This is a genomic window from Paenibacillus sp. FSL K6-3182 (assembly GCF_037976325.1).
In the GTDB taxonomy this organism is placed as follows: Bacteria; Bacillota; Bacilli; order Paenibacillales; family Paenibacillaceae; genus Pristimantibacillus.
This window is the reverse complement of the sequence record NZ_CP150265.1, coordinates 4,696,137-4,720,363: the sequence shown is the minus strand read 5'-3', so window position 1 is coordinate 4,720,363 and position 24,227 is coordinate 4,696,137. Positions and strand designations below refer to the sequence as shown.

The 24,227-nt window shown below is 44.5% G+C and carries 25 protein-coding genes and 2 riboswitches; of the genes, 17 read left to right on the top strand and 8 right to left on the bottom strand.

What is annotated here, in order from left to right:
* Window positions 1-134: 134 nt before the first annotated feature.
* A complete protein-coding gene (locus tag MHH56_RS21050; protein WP_339203640.1) occupies window positions 135-1,376 on the bottom strand; it encodes a nitrate/nitrite transporter in 1,242 nt (413 codons plus the stop codon).
* A 387-nt stretch (window positions 1,377-1,763) separates the two neighbouring features.
* Between MHH56_RS21050 and glp the strand changes: the two genes are divergently transcribed.
* Genes glp through MHH56_RS21035 form a run of 3 tightly spaced genes read left to right on the top strand, consistent with a single transcriptional unit; the run spans window position 1,764 to window position 7,327 of the window.
* The gene (glp, locus tag MHH56_RS21045; RefSeq protein WP_339203639.1) at window positions 1,764-3,029 is read left to right on the top strand and encodes a gephyrin-like molybdotransferase Glp; all 1,266 of its coding nucleotides are present in this window, start codon (window positions 1,764-1,766) and stop codon (window positions 3,027-3,029) included.
* A 27-nt stretch (window positions 3,030-3,056) separates the two neighbouring features.
* On the top strand, window positions 3,057-5,207 hold the full coding sequence (nirB, locus tag MHH56_RS21040) for a nitrite reductase large subunit NirB (RefSeq protein WP_339203638.1): 2,151 nt from the start codon (window positions 3,057-3,059) through the stop codon (window positions 5,205-5,207).
* Entirely contained in the window at window positions 5,192-7,327 is a 2,136-nt protein-coding gene (locus MHH56_RS21035; RefSeq protein WP_339203637.1) for a nitrate reductase, read from the top strand. Before nirB ends, MHH56_RS21035 begins: the two co-directional genes overlap by 16 nt.
* Before the next feature lie 334 nt (window positions 7,328-7,661).
* Here the strand turns inward: MHH56_RS21035 and MHH56_RS21030 are convergent, their stop codons facing one another.
* Complete coding sequence (locus tag MHH56_RS21030) at window positions 7,662-8,564, bottom strand: J domain-containing protein (RefSeq protein WP_339203636.1); 903 nt, start codon at window positions 8,562-8,564, stop codon at window positions 7,662-7,664.
* Window positions 8,565-8,852: 288 nt separating this feature from the next.
* Here MHH56_RS21030 and MHH56_RS21025 point away from each other — a divergent pair, with 288 nt between their 5' ends.
* Window positions 8,853-9,962, top strand: a complete 1,110-nt coding sequence (locus MHH56_RS21025; RefSeq protein WP_339203635.1) for a GDSL-type esterase/lipase family protein — start codon at window positions 8,853-8,855, stop codon at window positions 9,960-9,962.
* A gap of 103 nt (window positions 9,963-10,065) precedes the next feature.
* On the opposite strand, the gene MHH56_RS21020 is transcribed toward MHH56_RS21025, so the two are convergent.
* Together MHH56_RS21020 and MHH56_RS21015 are read right to left on the bottom strand one after the other, a co-directional pair.
* Window positions 10,066-10,731, bottom strand: coding sequence for an HAD family hydrolase (locus MHH56_RS21020; RefSeq protein ID WP_339203634.1), 666 nt, complete (start codon window positions 10,729-10,731; stop codon window positions 10,066-10,068).
* A 53-nt stretch (window positions 10,732-10,784) separates the two neighbouring features.
* A complete protein-coding gene (locus MHH56_RS21015; protein ID WP_339203633.1) occupies window positions 10,785-11,366 on the bottom strand; it encodes a DJ-1/PfpI family protein in 582 nt (193 codons plus the stop codon).
* Window positions 11,367-11,520: 154 nt separating this feature from the next.
* Between MHH56_RS21015 and MHH56_RS21010 the strand changes: the two genes are divergently transcribed.
* From MHH56_RS21010 to MHH56_RS20985, 6 genes are all read left to right on the top strand, one after another.
* The gene (locus tag MHH56_RS21010; protein WP_339203632.1) at window positions 11,521-12,042 is read left to right on the top strand and encodes a hypothetical protein; all 522 of its coding nucleotides are present in this window, start codon (window positions 11,521-11,523) and stop codon (window positions 12,040-12,042) included.
* Between the two features lie 149 nt (window positions 12,043-12,191).
* A riboswitch (PreQ1 riboswitch) is annotated at window positions 12,192-12,235 on the top strand.
* Between the two features lie 148 nt (window positions 12,236-12,383).
* Window positions 12,384-13,034: a 7-cyano-7-deazaguanine synthase QueC gene (gene queC, locus MHH56_RS21005; protein WP_339203631.1), complete on the top strand. Its 651-nt coding sequence runs from the start codon at window positions 12,384-12,386 to the stop codon at window positions 13,032-13,034.
* A 9-nt stretch (window positions 13,035-13,043) separates the two neighbouring features.
* Complete coding sequence (gene queD, locus MHH56_RS21000; RefSeq protein ID WP_076266764.1) at window positions 13,044-13,481, top strand: 6-carboxytetrahydropterin synthase QueD; 438 nt, start codon at window positions 13,044-13,046, stop codon at window positions 13,479-13,481.
* 2 nt (window positions 13,482-13,483) lie between these two features.
* Window positions 13,484-14,215 carry a 7-carboxy-7-deazaguanine synthase QueE gene (queE, locus tag MHH56_RS20995; protein ID WP_339203629.1) on the top strand — a complete coding sequence of 244 codons (732 nt, stop codon included), beginning with the start codon at window positions 13,484-13,486 and terminating at the stop codon, window positions 14,213-14,215.
* 31 nt (window positions 14,216-14,246) lie between these two features.
* Window positions 14,247-14,744 (top strand): preQ(1) synthase, encoded by a 498-nt coding sequence (gene queF / locus MHH56_RS20990; protein WP_339203627.1) that lies wholly within the window; start codon window positions 14,247-14,249, stop codon window positions 14,742-14,744.
* A 162-nt stretch (window positions 14,745-14,906) separates the two neighbouring features.
* Window positions 14,907-15,089: a hypothetical protein gene (locus MHH56_RS20985; protein WP_076266766.1), complete on the top strand. Its 183-nt coding sequence runs from the start codon at window positions 14,907-14,909 to the stop codon at window positions 15,087-15,089.
* A gap of 102 nt (window positions 15,090-15,191) precedes the next feature.
* Here the strand turns inward: MHH56_RS20985 and thiD are convergent, their stop codons facing one another.
* From thiD to MHH56_RS20965, 4 genes are read right to left on the bottom strand one after another with little or no spacing between them, the layout of a single operon-like run.
* Window positions 15,192-16,001 (bottom strand): bifunctional hydroxymethylpyrimidine kinase/phosphomethylpyrimidine kinase, encoded by an 810-nt coding sequence (thiD, locus tag MHH56_RS20980; protein ID WP_339203626.1) that lies wholly within the window; start codon window positions 15,999-16,001, stop codon window positions 15,192-15,194.
* A gap of 32 nt (window positions 16,002-16,033) precedes the next feature.
* Window positions 16,034-17,059, bottom strand: coding sequence for an ABC transporter substrate-binding protein (locus MHH56_RS20975; protein WP_339203625.1), 1,026 nt, complete (start codon window positions 17,057-17,059; stop codon window positions 16,034-16,036).
* The gene (locus MHH56_RS20970) at window positions 17,056-17,832 is read right to left on the bottom strand and encodes an ABC transporter permease (protein ID WP_339203623.1); all 777 of its coding nucleotides are present in this window, start codon (window positions 17,830-17,832) and stop codon (window positions 17,056-17,058) included. The genes MHH56_RS20975 and MHH56_RS20970 overlap by 4 nt, the downstream gene beginning before the upstream one ends.
* Complete coding sequence (locus MHH56_RS20965; protein WP_339203622.1) at window positions 17,813-18,589, bottom strand: ABC transporter ATP-binding protein; 777 nt, start codon at window positions 18,587-18,589, stop codon at window positions 17,813-17,815. Before MHH56_RS20965 ends, MHH56_RS20970 begins: the two co-directional genes overlap by 20 nt.
* An 87-nt stretch (window positions 18,590-18,676) precedes the next feature.
* A riboswitch (TPP riboswitch) is annotated at window positions 18,677-18,779 on the bottom strand.
* Window positions 18,780-18,866: 87 nt separating this feature from the next.
* On the opposite strand from MHH56_RS20965, the gene MHH56_RS20960 reads away from it, so the two are divergent.
* From MHH56_RS20960 to MHH56_RS20930, 7 genes are all read left to right on the top strand, one after another.
* A complete protein-coding gene (locus tag MHH56_RS20960) occupies window positions 18,867-19,424 on the top strand; it encodes a DUF1273 domain-containing protein (RefSeq protein WP_339203621.1) in 558 nt (185 codons plus the stop codon).
* A 206-nt stretch (window positions 19,425-19,630) separates the two neighbouring features.
* Entirely contained in the window at window positions 19,631-20,236 is a 606-nt protein-coding gene (locus MHH56_RS20955; protein ID WP_339203620.1) for a metalloregulator ArsR/SmtB family transcription factor, read from the top strand.
* A gap of 185 nt (window positions 20,237-20,421) precedes the next feature.
* Complete coding sequence (locus tag MHH56_RS20950) at window positions 20,422-20,943, top strand: DUF6855 family protein (RefSeq protein ID WP_339203619.1); 522 nt, start codon at window positions 20,422-20,424, stop codon at window positions 20,941-20,943.
* Between the two features lie 177 nt (window positions 20,944-21,120).
* The gene (locus MHH56_RS20945; protein WP_339203618.1) at window positions 21,121-22,146 is read left to right on the top strand and encodes a S66 peptidase family protein; all 1,026 of its coding nucleotides are present in this window, start codon (window positions 21,121-21,123) and stop codon (window positions 22,144-22,146) included.
* A gap of 118 nt (window positions 22,147-22,264) precedes the next feature.
* Window positions 22,265-22,693 (top strand): pentapeptide repeat-containing protein, encoded by a 429-nt coding sequence (locus MHH56_RS20940; protein ID WP_339203617.1) that lies wholly within the window; start codon window positions 22,265-22,267, stop codon window positions 22,691-22,693.
* A gap of 417 nt (window positions 22,694-23,110) precedes the next feature.
* Complete coding sequence (locus MHH56_RS20935) at window positions 23,111-23,410, top strand: hypothetical protein (protein WP_339203616.1); 300 nt, start codon at window positions 23,111-23,113, stop codon at window positions 23,408-23,410.
* Window positions 23,411-23,643: 233 nt separating this feature from the next.
* Complete coding sequence (locus MHH56_RS20930) at window positions 23,644-24,120, top strand: NUDIX hydrolase (RefSeq protein ID WP_339203614.1); 477 nt, start codon at window positions 23,644-23,646, stop codon at window positions 24,118-24,120.
* The last annotated feature ends 107 nt before the right edge of the window (window positions 24,121-24,227 follow it).

Genomic DNA, 24,227 nt, shown 5'->3' with positions numbered 1-24,227 from the left:
TCTAAGGGTATTTGGTTCGGATATAAGAAAGTGTATCATTTTCTCATACTTATCTTATATTTCACCGTCAAAGCTACTTCAGCGTTTTAGGACGCCGAAGGCGTTTTTGCTTGAACTAATCAATTAATTCCATATTAAACATTAACTTGAGAAGCATCTGTGATAACGTCTAGACGGGCTTTACCGCCTTTAGCCATCCATTTATGTTTCCATTTCGATTGCATGACCGTTAACAAAATAAGAGATGCCAGCGTCACAAAGCTGAGGATCAAGAAGCCGGAAGTATATGAGCCGGTAGATTGATAAAGATTTCCGAGAATGAGAGGGAGCGCATACCCGCCTAAGCCGCCAGCAGCCCCGATAATACCTGTCATGAGGCCTAGTTCGCTGCCAAAGCGCTGCGGTACAAGCTGGAATACAGAACCGTTTCCTGCGCCGAGACACATCATTCCGATGAAAAGTAAAGTAATGACAACAGGCAGTGTGGGCAATGATGCTACTGCAGCAAGCATCAAACCTGCGCCGCCGTAAAGTATAGTGAGCATCCTTGCGCCGCCAATCCGGTCTGAAAGATATCCGCCGACGGGTCTAAAGAAACTGCCTGCAATGACGCAGAAGGTTGTGAAATCAGCGGCTCTGACTGGCGATAATCCATATTGTGTGTTGAAGAAGATGGTCAAATAGTTGGAGAGTCCGACGAATCCGCCAAAGGTTACGCAGTAGAAAGCACAGAACACCCATGCATCACCTTGTTTTAAAACTTGTGCATATTGTGATAGCTTCTTAGGCGCAGGACGGTTCGGACTATTTTTGGCAAAGATCGTGAAGATAATAAAGACGATTATGATCGGAATGAGAGCCAGTCCAAAAACCATTTCCCAGCTGCCGTAATGCTGCGCCAAGCGGTTAGCAAACAAGGTAGAAATGACTGTGCCGCTATTTCCAGCCCCAGCTATCCCCATTGCAAGTCCTTGATGCTCCTTGGAATACCACTGGCTGGCAAGCGGCAAGGCTGCAGCAAATGAGGCGCCAGCAACGCCGAGCAGAAGGGCTACGATATAGAGCTGATCCAAGGAATGCACGAATTTCCAGCCCATTATTAATGGAATAAGAGTAAAGAGCATTCCGAACTGAGCTGTTCGTTTGGGGCCGATATAATCGGTCATGAAACCTAACACTAATCTTAAAATAGAACCTCCTAATATAGGAAGAGCTACGAGGTTTGCTTTTTGAACAGGGTCCATCGGATAATCGGCCGCAATAATGACGCTGAGAGGACCAATAAGCACCCAAATCATAAAACTCATGTCAAAATAAAGAAATGCACTAAATAAGGTAGGTTTGTGCCCGCTTTGCCAAAATCCTTTTCTCTCCATCCCAATCTCTCCCTTTTCTAATGGTATAAACTAAAAAAGCCGCAATCCGTCCTTATTAAGGAACGAAATGCGGCTTCATTGCCATAGGCAGCACATCATTGTGCGACCTCTTGTATGCATTGGATCACAAACTTTGTAACCCCAACTCGAATTATAGGTCGGCGTAATATTTATGTCAATATACATTACATATAAATATTTTTCGGTAAAATGATTCTGGTTACGTTATATATGTTGACATGTAAATTAACATGAACTAATCTATATATTATAGAACGAGTACAGCACAGTGGCGTGCTAACTCTTGCGGCAATGATGCCTTTTCCCAGACGCGGGAAAGGGCTTTTTCTGTTCATTTTAGTACAAATCATTAGCTGGAGGGATAACATGTCGGTCCTAAATCCAATTCAACCGCTTACGGCATCCGTATCAATTGCTTTAATGAAATTGACAAGAGAAATGAAGGAGCCGATATGTGAAACGGTATCGTTAGAAGATTGTATATCCAGAGTACTTGCTCATGATTTTGAAGGCCCATTCTCCTTGCCGCCTTTCCGCCGAGCCGCAATGGATGGATACGCCATTTACGCAGCTTCGTCGGGAGGTGCAAGCAAGGAAAGGCCGGTGTTATTACAGGTTAAAGGGGAAATTCGGTCGGGTCAATCAGAGCATATGTACGATATGGAGTCAGAAATGATGACTGCGGTTCGTATTTTCACCGGTGCTCCCGTGCCTGCTGGCTATGATGCGATTGTCGTGCAGGAAGCAGCACGCGAACGAATGGACCTGCGAGGTTTTTCATCCATTCAAATTGATCGTGCTTACCCAAAAGGGCAACACATTGCCGAGAAGGGCGAGGATGTCCTAAATGGGATGAAGGTGCTATACCGTGGAACGGCTATCAAATCGAAAGAAATCGCCATTTTAGCTTCTTTTGGGCAAACAGAAGTACAGGTATATAAAAAACCTCTCGTTACGATTATTCCGGTTGGGGATGAATTGCTTGTGCCAGGCGACAGCTTGCAATCCGGAAAAATTTTTGACGCGAACAGCTTCATGGTAAGCGCTCGGCTTAGGGAGCTTGGAGCCGCGGTCATTCGTCAGAGGCCTATACCCGATTGCCGGAAAACGATAGAAAACGCACTTAAGGCGGCGCTAGAGCAATCAGAAATGATCGTAACTACAGGAGGTGTATCGGTTGGTGATTACGACTTCGTAAAGCTGGCAGCGGAAAGCATCGGCGGTATACCTTTGTTTACTAAAGTTGTCATGCGGCCGGGAACACCTACATCTGCCTATCGCTTTGGATCTAAGCTGCTCATATGCTTATCCGGGAATCCATCTGCATGCTTCTCAGGTATCGAGCTGCTGCTTCGTCCCACAATATTAAAGGCTGTCGGAAGAAATGATTTTCGGTCCGAGTGGATGGAAGGGCGTCTAATCGATGCCATAGACAAACCATCCCCTTATCCAAGATATGCGAGAGCATTTGTCTATCGCTCGGAGAAGGAATGGATGGTAGAGCCGCTGCGTCATGATAAGTCCGGTAATGTTGCTGCCTTCGCTAGAGCCAATGCTATCGTACAAATACCAGCCGGAGGGGCCGGCGCTTCAGCTGGGCAAGAAGTTCGCTTTGTTTCATTAACAATCTAGGAAATTGCACGAGTGGATGTGAACTAGATGAGTAGAGAGAAGCTAGTCGTTATAGGAAATGGAATGGCAGGTATGAAATGTGTCGATGAAATCATCAAGCTTGCGCCAAATAAATTCCGAATTACGGTATTTGGCAATGAGCAGCATCCGAACTATAACCGTATTTTATTATCAAAGGTGCTTCAAGGAGACTCTTCTATTGACAGCATCGTCATTAATGATTGGTCTTGGTATGAGGAACGGGGAATTCATCTTTATACAGGCGAGACCGTCGCTCATATTCATTCGGATTCACAATATGTAACGACCTTATCCGGCATTCGAGCCGATTATGATCATCTCATTATAGCAACCGGCTCTTCAGCCTTTATACCGCCCATAGCAGGAGTTCATAAATCTGGTGTCATATCGTTCCGTAACATTGATGATTGCAAGACGATGATCGAATACGCAAAAAAATATAAAAAAGCTGCCGTTATCGGCGGTGGCTTACTAGGGCTTGAAGCTGCACGAGGTTTGTTAAATCTCGGCATGGAAACAGATGTCATTCACAATGCACCTTATTTAATGAATCGTCAGCTCGATCGTATGTCATCCGACATGCTTCGCAAAGAATTGGAAGAGCAGGGCATGCGATTCTGGCTGAGCAGGGAAACGGAAAGCATTACCGGACTAAATCGCGCCAAAGGCATACGCTTTACGAACGGCAGTTCATTAGAAGCAGATTTGATCGTCATTTCCGTAGGAATCCGTCCAAACGTCGAGCTAGCCCAAAAGAGCGGCATCGATACCAATAGAGCGATCATCGTGGACGATCACATGCGAACGAGCAAGACCTATATTTATGCTGTTGGAGAATGCGCGGAGCATCGCGGCGTCGCATATGGATTAGTTGCACCGTTATATGAGCAGGGTAAGGTGCTGGCCAAAAGCATTTGCGGACATATTTCAGAGCCCTACTTGGGCTCGGTACCTTACGCACAGCTCAAGGTTTCGGGGGTCGAGGTTTTTTCAGTTGGTGAAATTCGTCCGGAAGAAGCAGAGACAGCAATTCAGCAGTTTGATGGCATTCGTGGAACATATAAAAAAGTGACAATGAAAGAAGGTACGGTTCGCGGAGCTATATTGTTTGGCGATACGGCCGAAGGAACAACCTTGCTTGGCTTAGTGAAGAGAAGGGCAGCTGTTGCGGAGCTTATTGCTCCTCCGAGTGTGGGAGGCAGCAGTGCAAACGATGAACTAGCTGCTAATATGCCAGAGCGTGAGACAGTCTGCGCCTGTAATGCAGTAAACAAATCTGCTATCATGTGCGCTGTAATTGAAGATGGACTGCAAACGCTCGAACAGGTTCGAGACCGTACGAAAGCTTCAAGTTCCTGCGGAGGCTGCCGTCCCATCGTCGCAGCCATCGTCCACTATTCGCTTCAACATGGCAAAGGTGCTTTGGAAGCAGCGGTTCCACCTATTTGCAGCTGCACCGATACCAGTCACGAGATGCTGAAACAATATGTTGCTGCCAATCAGACGTCTACTATTCATGAATTAAAAACAACATTAGGCTGGAAAAGTCTATCAGGCTGCAACGTTTGCTCATCTGCCCTACAATATTATTTAGAGCTTTATCATCCAGAGACTACAATTCGTGACAGAAATATCACAGCTGAATGCAGCTTCAATGTAGACACAGCTCCTACAAATCCAGATTTAATAAGTGGTCTCCATGCAGAGTTTGATTCGGTTTCCCTTAGGAGTGAGCTGCAAAGCTGCTGCGCAAGCTTACTTTTCCCAGCACCAGTAAAGGCAGCCATTACGTCCAGCATTCAATATCCGGTTGGGATACTTGTTCATGATATCGGAATTACAGGAGCGCCAGCAGGGTGGGAAATTTATGCTGGAGGGCATGCAGAGCATCCCGTTAAGCAAGGGCAACTTATCGCTGTAGCAGAGTCAAATATGCAAGCATTGGCATTGTCAGCAGCACTCCTCCAGCTTTACCGGGAGAATGCCGAATTTGGCGAGCGGATGTGGAAATGGGTGGAGAGAGCAGGCATCATCGATATTAGAGAAATCATTCTCGATAGCCGCTGCCAGGTAGAGCTTAACGGCCGCGCACAGTTAGCTGCCGCAGCGCAACAAAGGATGAAAGGACTTGGTGAGGGCAAATGCAGCAATCGTTAGGTATTCATATGAGCAAGGATTCAGGCTTCGTCATGGATACGCAATGTCCGTTTTGCAGTGTGCAATGCAAGATGCGCATAACGAAAGAACTGCCTGTTCTAGGCTCAAGCAGGCCTTCGTATGTGATTGAAGGAATTGCTAATGCTGCTTCGGAAGGACGTCTATGCGTGAAAGGCATGAATGCACATCAGCATGCAACTAGTACAGAGCGTCTGCTTCAGCCATTAGTAAGGAAGGATGGTCAGCTTGTCTCTGCATCATGGGAGGAAGCATTAAGCACCATTAGCAGCAGATTCCAAGCCATCGCCAAGGAGTATGGCCCTGATTCCCTTGGCGTATATGGAGGTGGGTCGCTGACTAACGAGAGCGCCTACTTGCTCGGGAAGTTCGCCAGAGTTGCGCTCGGAACAAAGTATATCGACTATAACGGTCGATTTTGCATGTCTGCTGCAGCGTCTGCTGGCAACAAAACCTTCGGTATCGATCGAGGACTGACCTGTCGATTATCCGATATTCCGCTTGCTCGGTGCATTATTTTGGCAGGAACGAATATAGCCGAATGTCAGCCCACATTGATGCCTTATTTCACAAAAGCAAAAGAAAATGGAGCCATCATCATCGTTATTGATCCGAGAGTTACGGCAACGGCAGCGATTGCCGACATCCATTTACAGCTTAAGCCCGGTACAGATGCTGCACTCGTTAATGGATTGCTGAAGGTGCTGCTGGATGAGAAGCTGATAGATGAAACGTTCATTTCGAGAAGAACCAATGGATTTGCTGAATTAAAGGATCATCTATCCGGCATTCAGCTGGAAGAAGTGGCCGATTTAACGGGCTTAAAGGTAGCTGCTATTCAAAAAGCGGCGATGGCGTATGGACGCGCGGAAACCGGCATTATTTTCACTGCGAGAGGTGTTGAACAACAGACTGACGGCCATGTAGGAGTAAGAAACTTTTTGAACCTCGTACTTGCTACCGGAAAAGTCGGCAAATCTGGATGCGGCTACGGCGCCGTTACCGGACAGGGCAATGGGCAGGGCGGAAGAGAACATGGACAAAAAAGCGATCAATTGCCAGGGTACCGGAATATAGAAGACGAGCAGGACCGCTCATATGTGGCTGGCGTGTGGGGAATTGATCCTACTGAGCTGCCGCGAAAGGGTGTGTCCGCGTATGAAATGATGGAGCTTGTTCATCAGCGCGTTATTCGTTCACTGTTCGTGATGGGCTCTAATCCAATCGTATCAAATCCAAATGCTAATTTAGTCGAGAAAGGATTACAAAACTTAGATTTTTTAGTGGTAGCGGACATGTTTTTGTCAGAGACGGCTAAATTAGCCGATATTGTATTGCCGGTCACGGCGTACTTAGAGAATGACGGTACCTTGACTAATCTGGAAGGCCGAGTGCTTTTAAGAGAATCTACGATCGCTTCGCCAGGTGAGACAAGGCATGACTGGTCTATTTTGTGCCAAATAGCCGAAGAATTGGGCAAGAAGAGATATTTCTCCTTCCAATCTGCCGAACAAATCTTTGAGGAGCTGCGACTTGCAAGCCGTGGCGGGTTAGCGGATTACTATGGTATTACTTATGATCGGTTGCGGCGGGAAGGCGGCATCTATTGGCCATGCACCTCTACCGAGGAGGATGGAAATCAAGGCATGATGTTTACTGATGCCTTTGCACATTCGGATGGAAAAGCGATCTTTATGCCAGTGGCCAGCCGTCTTCCTGAGGAGATACCTAGCGAAAAATATCCGCTAACGATGACAAACGGAAGAGTACTGTCTCACTACTTGACGGGTGTTCAAACACGTAAAAGTCCGTCTTTAGCTGCACGAAATATCGAAAACTATATTGAAATTCATCCGAAAACTGCTCAAAAGCTTCGAGTTGAGGATGGCGAATGGGTGGAGGTGACTTCACGCAGAGGCAGTTTCAACGTTCGAAGCAGAATCACCGATAAGATTAGGGAGGATACCGTATTTGTACCCATGCACTGGGGCGGTGTGCAGAACGTGAATAAGGCAACTAGTCCCGAGCTGGATCCCCATTGCAAAATGCCGGGCTTCAAAACATCAACCGTTGCGATAACAACGCTGCGTTTACGGAAATAAGAGAAGGATCTTTATAAGCTGCCAACATTGGAGCAAAGCGGTCCTTTCTTGCGTCTTGCATGACATGAAGGTCGCGCGTGGTTTACAACTATATACGGAGGGGATAGGCATGAGCGTTACTGTTTGGAAAGCATAACGAAGTTTAGGACTTTGTTTTCCCGTCCAGGGCTCACTGTTTATTTTTTGTAGGTCAGTCTAAAGTTTTATTTATAAAAAACGCTACGTTGAAATATACAGATGGAGGTGGACTGTAGGGATTCTTTATCCAAAAAAGCCCGATTTCCGCACATACCATCATTATGGCTGTCGGAATCGGGCTTTTTTTGTTATTTAGCTATTTTATTGTAGCCAAGTATTTATTAATGAATGCTTTGGCTTTGTCTGGATTTTTGCTATCGACTCTAATGCCGATAATCATGTTTTCTTTGTACAGCGGAAGCTGGTTGACCAGTGCACTCTTGCTCAGATCAATTCCGTATACATGCTCTTGTGTATCCTCGTCGGTCTTAAGCTTCTTCGAAAGGCTGTCAGTCATGTACGGCTTGAACACTCCGTTAACATCGTCGTCTAGCTTCATAAGCATTCCCTGAACGCCGATCCAATCAAAAATGCTCTCATCCATAATATATACATCCGGATGCTCAGTAGCTAGTACGAGCACTGCTTTCTGCATATAGGCAAATTGAGATTGCTGGTCTTTCGGGACAAACGTAAGCGTAGAAACAAATCTCTTCCATTCGGGAAACGCTGTCAAAAGAGCGGTTTCAATAGGCTCTTTCTTAGGCGCATCATCCTTCAGCATGTAATTGCCCATAAATGAAACGTTCAAATCGACGGGCGGCAAATTAGCGAGTCGCTCTTGTTCTTCACGATAGTTCATGAAGCTGATTACACCATAAATAATAAGTGCTACCGCAGCGATGGCTCCGAGCGTGTGAAACTTGTAATAGCGCCAGAAATGATCCATTTTCTGAGCTTGTCCAGCCATCTTCTTGTATTTACCGTACTCTTGCTCGTTGAAGGCATCGGTTAGCTTGCGATCCTCGTACTCGAGAATCAGTCGATATGCTTTCGTAATCGTTGCAAAAGATTCATCCGCATCCCCCGCGTTATCCTTCTGCAGCTGTGCTCTGGAGCGTGATTGACGCATAAGTGTCGTATAACGCTTCTCCACTTCCTCTTTGGCCGCAAGTTCTGGCAGCCCCATCGTTTCATAGGCTTGTTTTAACTCGTCCACTTGTGTCACCTCAATTAGTAAATAGCTCCTATATGATTCCTATCTATTAGTATACGGAATTCCGCGGGTAACGCAAATTTTGACGAATTTATTACTATGGAATTTTTCTCTAATGTATAACTAGTAGAGATCCATCGAGTGAAAAAGATAAGGGACTGCGCTTCTTCATAAGGCAATCAAACGCAGGTGGACTGAATTTTGAACAAAAACCCCTTCTAATTCACTTCCTATCTTGCCGTATTTTGATATTCTAGAATGACATAAATAAACCGTTAGGATGGTGCCTTAATGACTGTTTCGCTTAAGTTTGATTTTGGTATCGGCAGCGCTCCCGCTTCACCTTATATACAAGTACTGCCGAATACGATCTATAACAAAGACGCAGGCTACGGTTTTGAGTCAACCCTGCGTATAAGCTCACGGAATAGAGAAGAGGCGGATCGTCTTCGCGGAGCATTCTGTATTCCACTTGAAGCCGCGTTTGTTGTTGATCTGCCAAATGGCTGCTACACGATAACAGCTACGATAGGCGATGCCATTGCTCCAACCTCTACAACGTTAAAATATGGCGTAGGGCGCATAGTGCTGCACAAGGCTGTTACATCAGCAGGACAATATGCGGTGCACAGCTTCACCGTCAAAGTAACCGATGGACGGCTGCGGCTTGTCTTCTCAGGAGTAGCGCCGCGAATAAATGCACTTCAGATTGACGAGGCGAAGCAAGCGACGACGATTTATTTGGCGGGAGACTCAACCGTAACCGATCAAGATACGTTCCCATATGCCGGATGGGGGCAGATGCTTCCGCTTTATTTTAAGACGGATGTAGCGATTGATAATCATGCCATGTCGGGAAGAAGCTCACGAAGCTTTATTAACGAAGGGCGATTGGCAGCAATCATGGAGCAAATAAAGCCGGGCGACTATTTATGGATTCAATTCGGACATAATGACGAGAAGCCGGATGAAGAGCGGGCAACTGAACCGTTTGGCAGCTTTAAGGAGATGCTGGCCGTTTATGTAGAGGAATCAAGGGCACGCGGTGCAAAACCTGTATTAATTACACCGATGCATCGCCGCAAGTTCGACGAGCAAGGCAGGATTATCGATACTCATGGTGATTATTTGCTCGGAATGAAGCAGCTTGCGGCAGAGCTGGATGTTCCGTTGATCGATTTGGCTGCAAAGAGCAAAGATTTGTATGAGCGTTTGGGAGACGAGCCGTCTAAAGCGCTGTTCATGTGGGCTTATCCGGGAGAATTTATTCATTTTCCTGATGGCGCTCAGGACGACACACATTTTCAAGAGCTGGGCGGCATTCAAATTGCTGGATTAGTAGCAGAAGGCGTGCGTGAGCTCGCTTTATCGCCGCTGCTTTTATATTTAAAGGGGCGTTAGAAGCGGCAGCGGCGGTGAAGCTAAATAGCTGAATTATTGACATACGAAGAGGCTGTTCCACATGTAGATAAATCTACTTGAGGAGCAGCCTCTGTGGCTTCTTTTATGCTGAAAAACGATGGATGATGGCTGGAATTTCACGTAAATCATGACATATCGCATCTGGAAATTTAATCGTGAGGTCATTGCTCTTCAAAATCGTTCGCATCCCTAATTCGTTCGCCGGAATAATGTCAGCCTTGAGATTATCGCCAATAAAAACGGACTGCGCAGACGAAGAGCTTAAATTAGAGAGCGACAATTGAAAAATAGCATGATCAGGCTTTCGCAAATTGACCGCACCTGATATCACAATATCATCAAATAGCTCCATAATACCGAGAGCAGTTACTTTATTTCTCTGATAAAATTCCCTGCCATTCGTAATCATGCCTAATTTATATCCTCGCTGCTTTAAGGAGAGAAGCATTTCATTCATGCCGGGAAACCCGACGCTGTATTGATGAAAGTGATTGTTTAAATCATCGAGCAGCGGCGTAAATAGAGCATCTTCAATCTTGAAATATCCGATTAACTCGTTATAAACATCTTCTTTGGGTATGAGCCTATTATTTAATTCAGTAAACTTCGCAATAAATTCATCTCTGTCTTCAATGAAGGCATGGAGTGCAAAACGTTCATACTGATACTTTGCAAAGTTGATCAACGATTGGTTTTTATCAAGCAAGGTCTGGTCTAGGTCAAAGATAGTCGTATCAATGGTGCTCAATGGGTCACCTCCGTCTGTTCTTGCGAAACAACATCGTATTTATTAGGTGGGGTTTAATAGATCGCTATGCCTTCCATCTCATAAGGGTAATCCATTTGTTTTTTAATGCTTTTCACCTCATGCTCTTCTAAGAAAAAACCGATGATGTAAAGACCCAAGTCAATCGAGGTGGCAACTCCTCCAGCTGTAATGACATTGCCGTCCCGTACAATTCGTGAGCGAATAACCTCTTTACAGTAGGGCTCTAATAAATCATAGGCGAACGGATGAGTGGTCGCGTTTTTATTGGTCAGATAACCAGCAGCTCCAAGCAGCAGCGATCCTGTGCAAACCGATACGATATACTCTGCCTGCTGGGCCTCCTTTATCCAAGCGGTGAACGAATCATCAAATCTTAACGCTCTTGTTCCAAGTCCACCGGGAATGAAAATGAGGTCATATTGCGTGAGATCCGGCTTGACTTGATTGATTTTAATCGTCATGCCAAGCTCATCCGTAACCTCTTCCTGCAGCCCACAAATATCCCAAGAGAACTCTTTTGTTGATTCGTAGTACTTCAATCGAGTGATGACATCATAGAAGCCGACAAAATCCAAAAAAGTAACGCCATCAAATAAAATAAAAGCTATTTTCATCGATGCAGCACCTCTTTTCTTTATTGCAATAATATTACAAATATGGACTTCGGTATAGATTAAAGTGTTAAAAAAGCGGATCGAAGGCTCGATTCTGTTTCTCTTATCGACTACAATAGCAAAGACGATATTGTAGTATAAGTGAGGGAAATCGATGTTTGATCCAACTGTTTATGAAAATTTGAAAGTAGTCTTTGAGAATCAGCTCTATGATTTGGATACGCTCGACCGGAAAATTGATATTATCAACCGGGTAGATCGTCTAGAGCTGGCGGTTATGTCGCGAGAATTTATGCTTGAGTTTAAGCTTGCTGAATATGCTGGGGTGTCTGCAGAAATTCAGCTGACTGCTTCGCTTAAGGATTTGGCGGCGGAAATATTGGAGCTGACGGGCGAGACCCCTGCATGCTCGCTTCGAATTCGTTTCTTCATGGAAGTGACGGATGTCGCTACGCAGTGCAGCCAAATTAAGCAAGTCATGCAGCGTATTTGGGAGCCGGATATAGAACCGACACAAACGATAAGCTACCTTTTTGGCACGGAGCTGCCTACCTATTCGAATGTAATCGAGCTTGGCTTTAGTCGCAAAATAGGCGAAGAGCAAATGGAGGATATTCCGGAGCTAATTGATCATGTCCTTAAGACTTTGATGAAGCTGAAAGAGATTGCTGGATAGATGTTTTTTTATATTCCAGCCCTCTAAGTTCCTAATATTTACAGTGAAATACTGTCTGTTTCTTTAAGCAAGAAGCTATGCTATAGTACTTGTGAATGAACAACTGAAGAAGAAACTCCGAAGCTGTTGTCTACGGACAATGATAGCTCTCGGGAGAGGTTCGCGAACTCCCTCTATAAAAAACTATGCGAAACGATTGTCCCATTAGGTGACATCGTCGTTTTCGCGTTCGGCGCGAAGCGGTTTTTTTAACGCTTCGCGCCGTTTCTTTGGTTTTTTATGTACATACGAAGGAATTCAAGCGATCTCAGGTCTTCTCACATCAGAGAGGGAGATGCAGCATGAAATCAGAAAAAGCGATCGTTGTGTTTAGCGGCGGTCAGGACAGCACGACCTGTTTATTTTGGGCAATGGAACGATTCGCGGAGGTAGAGGCCGTTACGTTCAACTATGGGCAGCGGCATAAGCTTGAGCTGGATTGCGCGGCGGATATTGCCAAGGAACTTCAGATTAAGCATCATATTCTTGATATGTCCCTTCTTAATCAATTGGCACCTAATGCACTCACAAGAGACGATATCGCTATTGAGCAAAAAGAAGGAGAGCTGCCTACAACTTTTGTTGATGGCCGCAATCTCTTATTTCTTACGTTCGCAGCAGTGCTTGCAAAGCAGCTTGGTGCGAAACATATCGTAACAGGAGTATGCGAAACGGACTTTAGTGGATATCCGGACTGCCGGGATATATTCGTAAAGTCGTTGAATGTGACGCTGAACTTGTCGATGGACTATCCGTTTGTGATCGATACACCGCTTATGTGGCTGAACAAAGCCGAGACATGGAAGCTTGCGGATGAGCTGGGCGCCTTCGATTTTGTCCGTGAACGCACATTGACCTGCTATAACGGGATTATTGCGGATGGTTGCGGAGATTGTCCTGCTTGCCAGCTTCGAAGGAATGGGTTGGACGAATATTTAGTCCAGCGCATTTAGGGTGAAGCGATGATGCAGCAGATTTATCCGGCCGCACAGCATAGCTATAGTTATGAGCTTAATAAGGATTTTCACTTTGCAGCAGCTCACTTCGTACCGAGTGAAGAGGCTGGAAAATGCCAGCAGCTTCATGGCCATACGTATTATGCGAATGTAACAGTTGCAGGCGATGAGCTTGACGAGGCAGGTTTTCTTGTCAACTTCGCCATAATTAAAAGGTTGATTCATGATCGTTTTGACCATTCTTTGCTGAATGACGACAACGAACACTTTAGCAATGTGTTGCCCGATCGTTTTCCTACGACTGAAGTGGTAGCACGAACGATTAGCGACATCGTTCAGCGCCATTTGGATGGTACTGTAAATCGTCCGCAATGCGTTCAAGTCTTTTTGCGTGAAACGCCGACGAGCTATTGTATTTATCGTCCGAAGCGGGAGGCGGTCTAACGATGCCATCCAATAAACGAATTCCTGTAATGGAAATATTCGGCCCAACGGTCCAAGGAGAAGGTATGGTTATTGGCCGGAAAACGATGTTCGTTCGTACTGCTGGCTGCGATTACAGCTGCTCTTGGTGCGATTCGGCATTTACTTGGGACGGCAGCGGCAAAGAAGATATTCGCATGCTGACAGCATTTGAAATAATAGAGAGATTAAAAGAAATAGGTGGAAATACGTTTGAGCATGTGACGATTTCCGGCGGCAATCCCGCACTGCTCGCGCAGCTGGGTGAATTTGTTGATGAGCTCCATAAACAAAACATCAGCGTTGCACTGGAGACACAAGGGAGTCGTTGGCAGGACTGGTTTTGGTCGATTGATGAGCTCACTTTGTCGCCTAAGCCGCCGAGCTCTGGCATGAAGACAGACTGGTCGAAGCTCGATGAAATCGTGTCCAAACTGAATCGGAAATCAACTAGCTTTTGCTTAAAAACAGTCGTTTTCGACGAGGATGATCTAGAGTACGCGACATACGTTCACCTCAGGTATCCAATGGTTCCATTTTATTTGCAGGCAGGCAATGGAAACTTGCAGGAAACGGAGCCGCAGCTCATGCTTCCTTATTTATTGGAGCGTTATGAATGGCTAATCGAGAAGGTTATGCCGAATCAGGATTTAAAGCGGGTACACGTTCTGCCGCAGCTTCATACCTGGGTATGGGGCAATAAGAAAGGCGTTTAATTCAAAACAGCTATGAGAGGCGGAAACGAGCATGGAAGGAAGAAGCAAAGAGGAGCTGAGCGGTGTGACGCTGCTAGGCAATCAAGGAACACAATATTTGTTTAACTATGCACCGGAAATTTTGGAGGCCTTTGATAATAAGCATCCGAATCGCGATTATTTCGTGAAATTTAATTGTCCGGAATTTACGAGTCTTTGCCCGATGACGGGACAGCCGGATTTTGCAACCATTTATATATCATATATTCCAGGTGACAAAATGGTAGAGAGCAAGTCGCTTAAGCTGTATTTGTTCAGCTTCCGCAATCACGGTGATTTCCACGAGGATTGCATGAACATTATCATGAATGATTTAATTGCGCTGATGAGTCCAAGATATATAGAAGTTTGGGGCAAATTCACACCGCGTGGCGGCATATCCATCGATCCGTATTGCAATTATGGCCAGCCTGGCACAAAATATGAGCAAATGGCCGAGCACCGCCTCATGAATCATGATTTGTACCCAGAGAAAGTGGATAATCGTTAATTTAGAATTGCAGCTCAAATTAGTGAAAGAGATACATTTATGATAGATTTTTCTGAATTGCCCGACTAAGGTCTAGGTGAATTTCATGCCTGAAGTCCATTTCAATTATTCTATTAAAGTCTATACTTAGTTTAGAGTTACTAGAGAATAGGTGGACAAACGATGATTAAAAATGCGATATGTATGTCTGTACTGCTTTGCACCATAGCATCGGCGTTAACGAACTTTGGAGTATCTCCCGTTCGAGCGCTAGCAGCTCCAAGCGCGTCACAAGCTGAATATATTAGTATAGATAATATGATTGAGCCCTTCTTGTTGCAGCCGAAGCAGGATGAAAAGGCATGAAAGCTGTTTTAACACAAGCCTAAGCTTGCATGAAAGCATGACTAATTAGCAAACGCCGCGACCTATATGGAAACGGCGTTTGCTGTTTCTAATAGAATGCAATCAGCTCAAGCGCTGTCTATCCCTATAAGCAAAATGATTGGTTGGGCCATGTCCGCTCCCAATCCCCAGCTTATCTTCAATAGCGGCTTGAATGAAGGCTTTGGCAGTTCTTATAGCTTCAAGTACAGGTTTGCCTTGAGCAATTTCTGCTGCAATCGCAGCGGAGAAAGTGCAGCCTGTGCCGTGAGTATGCTTAGTGTCGATACGTTTGCTTTCCAAATATACAAATTGTTCTCCATCATAGATGAGATCAACGAGCGGTTCGCTGCTTGAACCATGTCCGCCCTTAATGACAACATAGCTTGAGCCCATCTGATGCAGTATTCGGGCAGCTTCCTCTCGATCGCTTAACGTCCGGATCGGGATTCTTGCGATAAGCTCAGCTTCTGGAATGTTAGGAGTCGTTATAAGCGCGAGCGGCAGCAAATGCTTGATCAGTGTCTGAATAGCTTCTTGCTGAAGCAGAGGAGAACCGCCTTTCGCTACCATGACAGGATCAATGATGAGCTTATGCCAGTTATATTGTTTTACTTTCATTGCAACGATCTTTATAATTTCTGCGCTGAACAGCATGCCTGTCTTAACTGCGGATGGCTCCAGATCCTCGCCGATCGAATCGAGCTGGCAGCTAATAGCCTCAGCATCCAGCGGGTAGATGCCCTGAACGCCAAGCGTATTCTGCGCAGTCACTGCGGTAATAACCGACATGCCATAGGTGCCGAGCTCTTGAAATGTTTTTAGATCAGCTTGAATTCCTGCGCCGCCGCCGGAGTCCGAGCCTGCAATCGTAAGTGCTTGATATCTTCTCATCCGTGCATCTCCTTCGAAAGAGTAGAATTAATTTACAAGTTTGAAAAAGCATCCTCAGCCTTTATATTGTCTGGCAGCAAGTCGTTATCGACGAGCCAATCCCTAACATTAGACCAAGAAGCAGGCTCCTGATATCCAAATGATTGCTTCCCTGCATCCATGAGAGGCAGAAGAATGTCCAAGCTTTTTGTCTCGATTTCTTGATCGAGAGGGGAGGTCTGGTTCTCATGCTCAAATAAAATCGACAACGATTTTTGTTTATTTTCAGCTACAAATTGTTGACCCTCCGTAATGGCTGCGATGAAGCTTTTGAACAACGCCTGCTTCTCAGCTAGTCCTTGCTCACTTGCTACAAGCACAAGCTCGTAATAATCCGGCACGCCAAAATCAGTTGGGTTTATCGCCGTCATGGGATGCCCTTCCTTGGCAAGCAGCAATTGCTCATGATTAATAAATCCGCCGATGATCGCATCTACCTTCTTGGTTGCTATAGCTGGAATAAAGGAAAAACCAACGTCAATCATTTCCACATTTTGCGGGTCACCGCCGTCATGCTTAATCATGGTGCGCATCATTGCTTCATACAGAGGGATGGAGGAGAAGCCGACCTTTTTACCAACAAGGTCCTTTGGTGATTTGGCGCTTCCGCCTTCTGGTACCATTAGATGATTAAGCGGATGCCTGACGATTGCTGCAATGGATTTAACAGGAATATCCTCGCCGCGAGCCATCAATACCTGTGGCTGGTAGCTGAGCGCCAAATCAACCTTGCCGGCAGCCACTAGCTTCAACGCATCATTAGTATCCGCGGGCATTTGAATGTTAACCTCTAAACCATGCTTCGCAAAATAACCGTTTGTTTGAGCCGCATAGAGGAAGGAATGCACCGCATTTGGATACCAGTCGAGCATAATGCTAATAGTCTGAGGATTTTGTTTTGTCGAAGTGTCCTCGGGCTTGTTTTCAGTTGGGGCAGCGTTGCTGCTGCACCCATTAAGCACGAGCAGCAGAGAAGCAAGCATTGGAATTATCCATTTCATTTTTGCTTTGATGATCATGTATTGAACCTCTTTCTCTTTAGTATTGATTTCTCCAATAGGACAATGGCAGCAAATAATAAGATGCCAATGAGGGATAGCAGAAAAACGGATGCAAACATGGAATCGGCGTTCAAATTGCTGGACATTCGGCGGCTATAGTAGCCTAGGCCTTCACTGCCTCCAAGCCATTCACCGATGGTGGCGCCGACAACGCAATAAACGATCGATAACTTAAGTCCTGAGAAGAAGGACGGTAGGGCGATGGGGACTTGTATTTTTCGGAAAATACCCCAGCGAGTTGCTCCCATTGTCAGCAGCAGCTCTTCATATTCGCTACCGCTTTTCTTAAGACCGTCATAGGTGCTCACAACGATAGGGAAAAAAGCAGTCAAAAAAACAACAGCGACCTTGCTCCAAATCGTATAGCCAAACCACATAATGAAAATTGGCGACAGAGCGATAAGCGGGATGGTCTGACTGATGACGACAAACGGGTACAGCGCCTTCTCCAGTATTCGGAAAGTGTACATGCCTGCTGCGAGCGTAGTCCCAATAATAATCGACAATAGAAAACCGAGGGACACTTCTTTAAGCGTAGCCAGCAGATGTTTGCCAAGCAGCAGATGGCCATCTTCGATTAATGCCTGAGCTATTGAGCTAGGTGACGGCAGTATGTAGGGTGGAACCAATCCGAGCTGTGCGACCGCTTGCCAAACGAGCAGTAAGCTAAAGAGCAGCAGTATAAATAGTCCGTAATGGCTCAGCCACTGGTTAATTAGAGGTTTGCGCATGCAGTCTTCGCTCCAAATCTTGCCGCAGCTTGATGAAGTCGGGTTCATAATTTTGCTCATAGTGTCTTGGTCTCGGCAAAGGAACGACTATTTCCTGTATCCCTTGCGCTTCGCTAGCAGCACCTGGCAACAAATAAATGCGGTCGCTCAGCAATATCGCTTCCTCAAGATCATGTGTGATAAAGAGTACTGTTATTCCAAGATCGCTCCACAGCTCGAGCAGCCACTTATGCATGCCGCGTTTGGTCATGGCATCAAGCGCGCCAAACGGTTCGTCCAGCAGCAGCAGCTCTTGTCCGGTTACTAGCGTGCGCAGAAAAGCTGCCCGCTGTCGCATGCCGCCTGACAACTCGTCAGGGTAAGCTTGTTCATAGCCTGCCAGTCCGAAGCGAGCAAGCAGCTCTATGATTTGGATCGTGGTATAATGGGGATTGCTGCGTGCCAGCTCAAGTGGAAGCAGACAATTGCCGAGTATTGTTCTCCATGGCAGAAGAAGATCCTTTTGCGGCATATAAGCAATTTTGCCGAGACGATTGGGGGCAGGCTTGCCATGCAGCCTAATTTCACCTAGGCTAGGCTGAAGCAATCCGGCCATGAGCTTAAAGAGAGTGCTTTTGCCTGAGCCGCTAGCACCGATGATAGAGACAAACTCACCTGAGTAGGCTTGAAGCGAAAGATTAGACAGTATAGATGTTTCAGCAAGCTTGTCGTAGGTGTAGCTTACTTGGTGAAGTGAGATTATAGCTGTAATACGCATCCCTCCGTAAACAAATAAAGACCCACCCATTTCCGAGGGGAAATGAGCGGGTCTAACGATCACACAAGGCTTGCGCGCATGGATGAATGCTTTGCTGCTCCACTTCCCTCCGCTGGAATGATCCAGATCAGGTTCCAAGGGTCCGGAGCAGTTGCTCCATCTCAGCCGGTAGGCTCCCCTAGTGAAATAAATAGGTTTATATGCAATTTGTATTTTTTCTACTATAGCATACACTGGATAGATGTAAACCATAATTATCCGAAAAGGCGTTGGACAAATGAAAAATTTACTCGTAACGGGCTACCGAGCGCATGAGCTTAATATTTTTAGCCAGAAGCATGAGGGCATTGTTTATATAAAAAAAGCGCTGACAGGCAAGCTGGTTCCGCTTATAGAAGATGGGCTTGAGTGGGTGATTACCCCGGGTCAATATGGCGTGGATTTGTGGGCGTGCGAGGTCGTGATTGCGCTGAAGGAAATTTATCCTCATTTGAGACTTTCAATTATTTCGGCATACAGCAATCCGGAAGAGAAATGGAAGGATGATAAAAAGGAGTTTTATCAGCAGGTTTTAAAAGGGGTCGATTATTACGCTTCGGTCAGCAACCAGCCGTATAATGGCATTTGGCAGTTTACGGCTAGGGACGAGCTGCTGTTTCGGAAAACGGACGGTATTCTGCTCGTTTATGATGAGGATGCAGGCGAGGGCAGCCCCAAGTTTTTTAAAGAAAAAGCGTTAAAGAAACAGCAATCTGAGGACTATGGTTATTTCAGCATAAGCTCGGAGGACATTCAGAGCATTGCGGATGACGACAACCTGTATTCGGAAAATTAACGATGCATGGTAGTTGAGTAAGAGGAGTTTATTTCATGCTGGCAGGCAGAGACCTGTCAGCATTTTTTTATGCGCCAAGCTGACTGTTTATGCTATCGAGATACATTGAGATTGACAAATAATAGGTGGCGTATTATTATCTGATTAGATAAATATCTAATTAGACGTAAATTAAATTTGCTTGGTGGAGGAAGAGGTGGCGAACGGTGCAATTAGATAAGGTGGTAGCCTATCATAAGGCATTATCCGATCCGACGAGAATTAAATTGTTGATTATGCTGGCCGAAGGTGAGCTTAATGGGCAGGTGCTCGCAGAGAAATTAGGCGTTACGCCTGCTACGATTACACATCATGCGACCAAATTAAGAGAGGCCAGCTTAATTAATGAACGCAGAGAGAAAAACACGATTTATTTTTCGTTGAACCATTATTTTATTAAGAGCAACGCTAATGCGGCGGCGGAGCTCATTTACCGGAATGCAGGTACAGAGAAGGGAGTGGACAATTTGGAGGATAGCAATAAGAAACTGAAGGATTCAGTCATCCGCAACTTTTTTACAGCTGAGGGTAAGCTGAAGCATATGCCGGCTCAGCATAAGAAAAAATTGATCGTGCTTCAGCATATGGTTTCTCATTTGACGAGAGGGAAACAGTATACAGAGAAGGAGATTAACGAATTTATCAAAGGTTATCATGACGACTTCGCGACCATTCGCAGAGAGTTCATTATGCATCAGTTGATGTTTAGAGAAAATGATATATACGAATTGAATCCGCAAGAAATATGGGCGAAGTGGGAGATTCTTTCGTAAGCGGAAGTTGCTTTAGATAATAACGGACATCAGATGCCTTATTTGCTTTATTTCTCTTCTATTGGCCGTGGTTGCGGACATGAAGGCCGTTATTTGGCTCGAATCGTTATAAAAGGCTGCGATTTCTGCCAAATAACGGACTCTATGTCCGTTAGAAGTAAAACTGAACTCATCGAGCGGCTGCTGTGCTACTGCGTCATAAAGGAAAAGTAATTTTTTTATCGAATGTAGTAGCATCTGAAGGATATCTGAAAGATAAAGTACATAATAAGAGTGGATTACAAAAGGAGCGAATACATATGGCGTTGGCAGAAGGTACAAAAGAAAACCCATGGAAATTAAAAACACCCCCTCAGACATCTGAATATGAAATTTATAAGGATGAAAAAGATGGTAAAGAAATTTTAGTATGCACAGTTGGGAAGACGGTCTTGCATTATGATTTCCGCTGCATTGATGACTTAAGCGCGATGCTCAAACAACATGGTGACTGGATTGAGCTTGGCAGCGCCGATGAGCAGAAGCCTGCTAAAGAGGGCACTATTGAAGCATGGGGACGCTCGTCTGAAAACCCGATTGGCGGCTGGTATGGATTGAAAAAAGGGTTGCGCGGCAGATTCGGAATGTATCTTCCACCATTGATGGAGAAGCTGGGGCTTGCAGAAGTAGAGCATAATCCAAGGAATAATCGGATGAAGTCTATTTAATCTCAGTGGAGTGAAAACTCGAAAAAGGATGAGGAATCTACAATCCTATTGTATGTGAGTATTGAGTTCGAGTGATTGGCTGCCGTAATGGCAGCTTTTTTTTATTGTAAGAGTGATTGAGAACTTACAAATATTTGTATATATTTATTTAAAAAGAATGATTAGGAGGGTTATTCCTTGACATCCTTACATTTGAAACCCGATAAACTAAAACCCGGAGATACCATTGGAATTGTTTCACCATCCTCGCCTGTTGCTTTTTATTGCCCTAACAGATTGAATCGTGGAATAGCTGCTTTAGAAAATATGGGATTTAAAGTAATTACAGGACAGCATAGCAGGAAGAGAACAGGTCACACGGCTGGCAGCCTAAATAATCGTTTGGAAGATTTTCATCATATGATTCGTGACCCTGATGTAAAAGCAATTATCGCTACAATCGGGGGATACAATTCACATCAACTGCTTGAAGAATTAGATTATTCGCTCATTAGCAGCCATCCAAAAATTATAATGGGGTATAGTGATATCACTGCACTTTTAGCAGGCATACATGCGAAAACAAATCTAATTACATTTATGGGACCTGCTATTATGCCGCAATTTGGAGAATTTGGTGGACTTATTGATTTTACATACCATTCCTTTGTGAGAACATTAATGAAAGATACACCAATAGGAATGATTGACTCCAGCGATCATTGGACAGAGGAACATTTAAGCTGGGACATTGACGATTCACGCCCTAGAGCGACGATACCTAATACGGGCATGAAGATTTTAAAGCCGGGGCATGCGAGAGGACCAATTCTAGCTGCGAATATGGGTACACTTCTGCTGCTGGCAGGTACGCCCTATTTACCAAGCTTCGAGGGCAAAATTTTGTGTCTGGAAGAAGACGAGAGTGAGCAGCCAAGTACAATTGATAGATATGTTACACAATTTCGCCAGATGGGTATCTTTGATCAAATTTCCGGTCTCATTATTGGAAGATTCCAATCGATTGTAGGATTTAATGAAGATGATTCATTGCAAGAGCTGCTGCAGAATGCAACGAGAGGATACGATTTTCCGATCATATGTGATGCGGATTTTGGTCACACGGACCCCATGATTGTACTTCCAAATGGTGTTGAGGCTAGTTTGCAAGCTAATGAGGAACGAGGGATACTTTTTTCGATTGAAGAATCCGCCGTGCAGTAATAAAATCTACTATATGTCATTTATTTCAATACATGAAATTGTGAATATTATTTTGGACAGATATCAGCAGCTGATTTAAACTAGAATAGAATTCAAACGTTAATTTGGAGGGAAAAATATGAAATTAGAAAATCAAAAAGAGATCCTGACAATCGTTAATTCAGATGTTACAGCTTCCAGCTTCAAAAATGTTTGTGCGGAGCAGGTCACGCTTAACTGTTGTAACCTTAGCGGTATGAATATGAATGATGTGAATTTAACGGGATTGCATATCTCAGATGCTAATTTGAGTGAGTTTGTCATTGACGGTGCACAGTGGGGGGGAGCCCATTTTCGCAACATTGGATTCGGCAATCCAAGTCAGCCTGATGTTGAATTCAACAGAACACCGGTACAATTAACCAATTGTAATTTACATCAAAGCGTATTTACGGATTGCAATTTAAAGAACGCTAAATTCGACAACTGCGATATTTCTGGTTTAACTATAAACGGAATTGATATCGAAAGTTTAATTAAACAATTTGAATCTATGGAGATAAAATAGGAATATAGAAATTTTATTCAGCGAGGCACGATCACTTAAAGCCGTAAAAAGTTCGCCAACTAGGCAGCCTTTTGCGGTTTTTTTAGAATCAATGGGGTGGGTTTTTCTATTAGGAGTTGTTCGCGATTTTAGAGGTACAGTAACGGACATAGAGGACGCTATATATGTGTTTAACGTACAATCCGCTTGCTAACGGACATAGGATACGTTATGGCTGTGAAAAGGAGCATAAATATAACTTTTGAAGCTGAATAAGGTCCTCTATGTCCGTTAGTTCGCAAAAAAGGGTGGAAATGTGGCAAATAGAGTACCTGATGTCCGTTAACAAAGCAACATTGTTCTAAATTGTCACGTCTCAATGGTATCTGATCGCAAAATAGGAGGAGAGCAGCTATTCGAAATCATATTTTAACTGCTTTGCCGATTCATTTGTTGGCATGGGCTATGATTCTTTCGGCAATGTTATTTGATCCATTTCGTTGGTTTTTAAACCCCATCGTTAATAACACTCCAGCTTTTTTAACCGTTTCAAGATGGTTGGCTCAATCATTATTCATAACGGGCCTAATTGGCTTTTCCATATATAAGTTAAGAACGAGCCCCCAGCTGACAAGAAAAGATTTGAATGTAGTTTCCGTACATGTTTTATTTTCTATTGTTCATATTGCTGTCGTTAGTGCAGGTATTTTTATTGCGGTAGGCTTTGAAGATTTATAGTAAATCATTATCATAAATAAGCAAATGGATGCTGCGAATTAAATGTATTTCTATATGAAGGCTGCCTAAGGGCAGTCTTTTTGTATTGTTAGGTCGGCCTGATTGAACAGAAAATGATGACTAAATAAAGCCGTTATTGCGAGTACTACGTAAATGTAGAGCTACACGAATCCATAAATCTCTTATAAAGTGGAGTAATCGAAGGTAAGTAAATGATGGAAGGAGAGATAACGTTGAGTATAACGTCCAATAAAGATGGTTTTGAGCTATTGGCATGCCTGCCTATGAAAGAGGATGAGCTCAGAGAGGATGTACCTTTGGCGGGATCATACGCGGTAATCAACTGTGGCGAGCGATTTCTTATTTGTTTTAACAAGTGGAGACAACAATGGGAAGTACCCGCAGGGGGAAGAGAGGAAGGGGAAACACCGAGGGAATGTGCAAGCAGGGAGTTATTCGAAGAAACATCACAAATCGTTAATGACCTCGAGTTCATCGGGTTGATAAAAGTGAAGAAGCCTAATGGAGATATCAAATATAATCCCATTTATTATGCTAGTGTAGATAAGCTCGTCCCATTCCAAGCAAATGAAGAAACTGAGCAGATCGTACTTTGGGATTTAATTGAAGAAATTGGTCATATGGACGAAGTCGACAAAGCAGTTCTTGAGTGGTGCAAGGTTATCTCTGCTAAAGGTAAAAACGAATGAAATATTGTATGACAAAATAACGATGACATCCGAGCAAAGAAAAACTTAATAAATAAAATATATTTATTGACACTTTCATTTTTTAGCTGGTATACTATGGAACATTA

Excerpts from the sequence above, each read along its gene's own strand:
- queD (WP_076266764.1), top strand. The coding sequence starts at position 13,044 with ATGATGCAGCAGATTTATCCGGCCGCACAGCATAGCTATAGTTATGAG.
- MHH56_RS21010 (WP_339203632.1), top strand. The coding sequence starts at position 11,521 with ATGTTTGATCCAACTGTTTATGAAAATTTGAAAGTAGTCTTTGAGAAT.
- glp (WP_339203639.1), top strand. The coding sequence starts at position 1,764 with ATGTCGGTCCTAAATCCAATTCAACCGCTTACGGCATCCGTATCAATT.
- queC (WP_339203631.1), top strand. The coding sequence starts at position 12,384 with ATGAAATCAGAAAAAGCGATCGTTGTGTTTAGCGGCGGTCAGGACAGC.
- queE (WP_339203629.1), top strand. The coding sequence starts at position 13,484 with ATGCCATCCAATAAACGAATTCCTGTAATGGAAATATTCGGCCCAACG.
- MHH56_RS20975 (WP_339203625.1), bottom strand. The coding sequence starts at position 17,059 with ATGATCATCAAAGCAAAAATGAAATGGATAATTCCAATGCTTGCTTCT.
- MHH56_RS20960 (WP_339203621.1), top strand. The coding sequence starts at position 18,867 with ATGAAAAATTTACTCGTAACGGGCTACCGAGCGCATGAGCTTAATATT.
- MHH56_RS21015 (WP_339203633.1), bottom strand. The coding sequence starts at position 11,366 with ATGAAAATAGCTTTTATTTTATTTGATGGCGTTACTTTTTTGGATTTT.
- MHH56_RS21050 (WP_339203640.1), bottom strand. The coding sequence starts at position 1,376 with ATGGAGAGAAAAGGATTTTGGCAAAGCGGGCACAAACCTACCTTATTT.
- queF (WP_339203627.1), top strand. The coding sequence starts at position 14,247 with ATGGAAGGAAGAAGCAAAGAGGAGCTGAGCGGTGTGACGCTGCTAGGC.
- MHH56_RS20985 (WP_076266766.1), top strand. The coding sequence starts at position 14,907 with ATGATTAAAAATGCGATATGTATGTCTGTACTGCTTTGCACCATAGCA.
- MHH56_RS20965 (WP_339203622.1), bottom strand. The coding sequence starts at position 18,589 with ATGCGTATTACAGCTATAATCTCACTTCACCAAGTAAGCTACACCTAC.
- MHH56_RS21035 (WP_339203637.1), top strand. The coding sequence starts at position 5,192 with ATGCAGCAATCGTTAGGTATTCATATGAGCAAGGATTCAGGCTTCGTC.
- MHH56_RS21025 (WP_339203635.1), top strand. The coding sequence starts at position 8,853 with ATGACTGTTTCGCTTAAGTTTGATTTTGGTATCGGCAGCGCTCCCGCT.
- nirB (WP_339203638.1), top strand. The coding sequence starts at position 3,057 with ATGAGTAGAGAGAAGCTAGTCGTTATAGGAAATGGAATGGCAGGTATG.
- MHH56_RS20970 (WP_339203623.1), bottom strand. The coding sequence starts at position 17,832 with ATGCGCAAACCTCTAATTAACCAGTGGCTGAGCCATTACGGACTATTT.
- thiD (WP_339203626.1), bottom strand. The coding sequence starts at position 16,001 with ATGAGAAGATATCAAGCACTTACGATTGCAGGCTCGGACTCCGGCGGC.
- MHH56_RS20940 (WP_339203617.1), top strand. The coding sequence starts at position 22,265 with ATGAAATTAGAAAATCAAAAAGAGATCCTGACAATCGTTAATTCAGAT.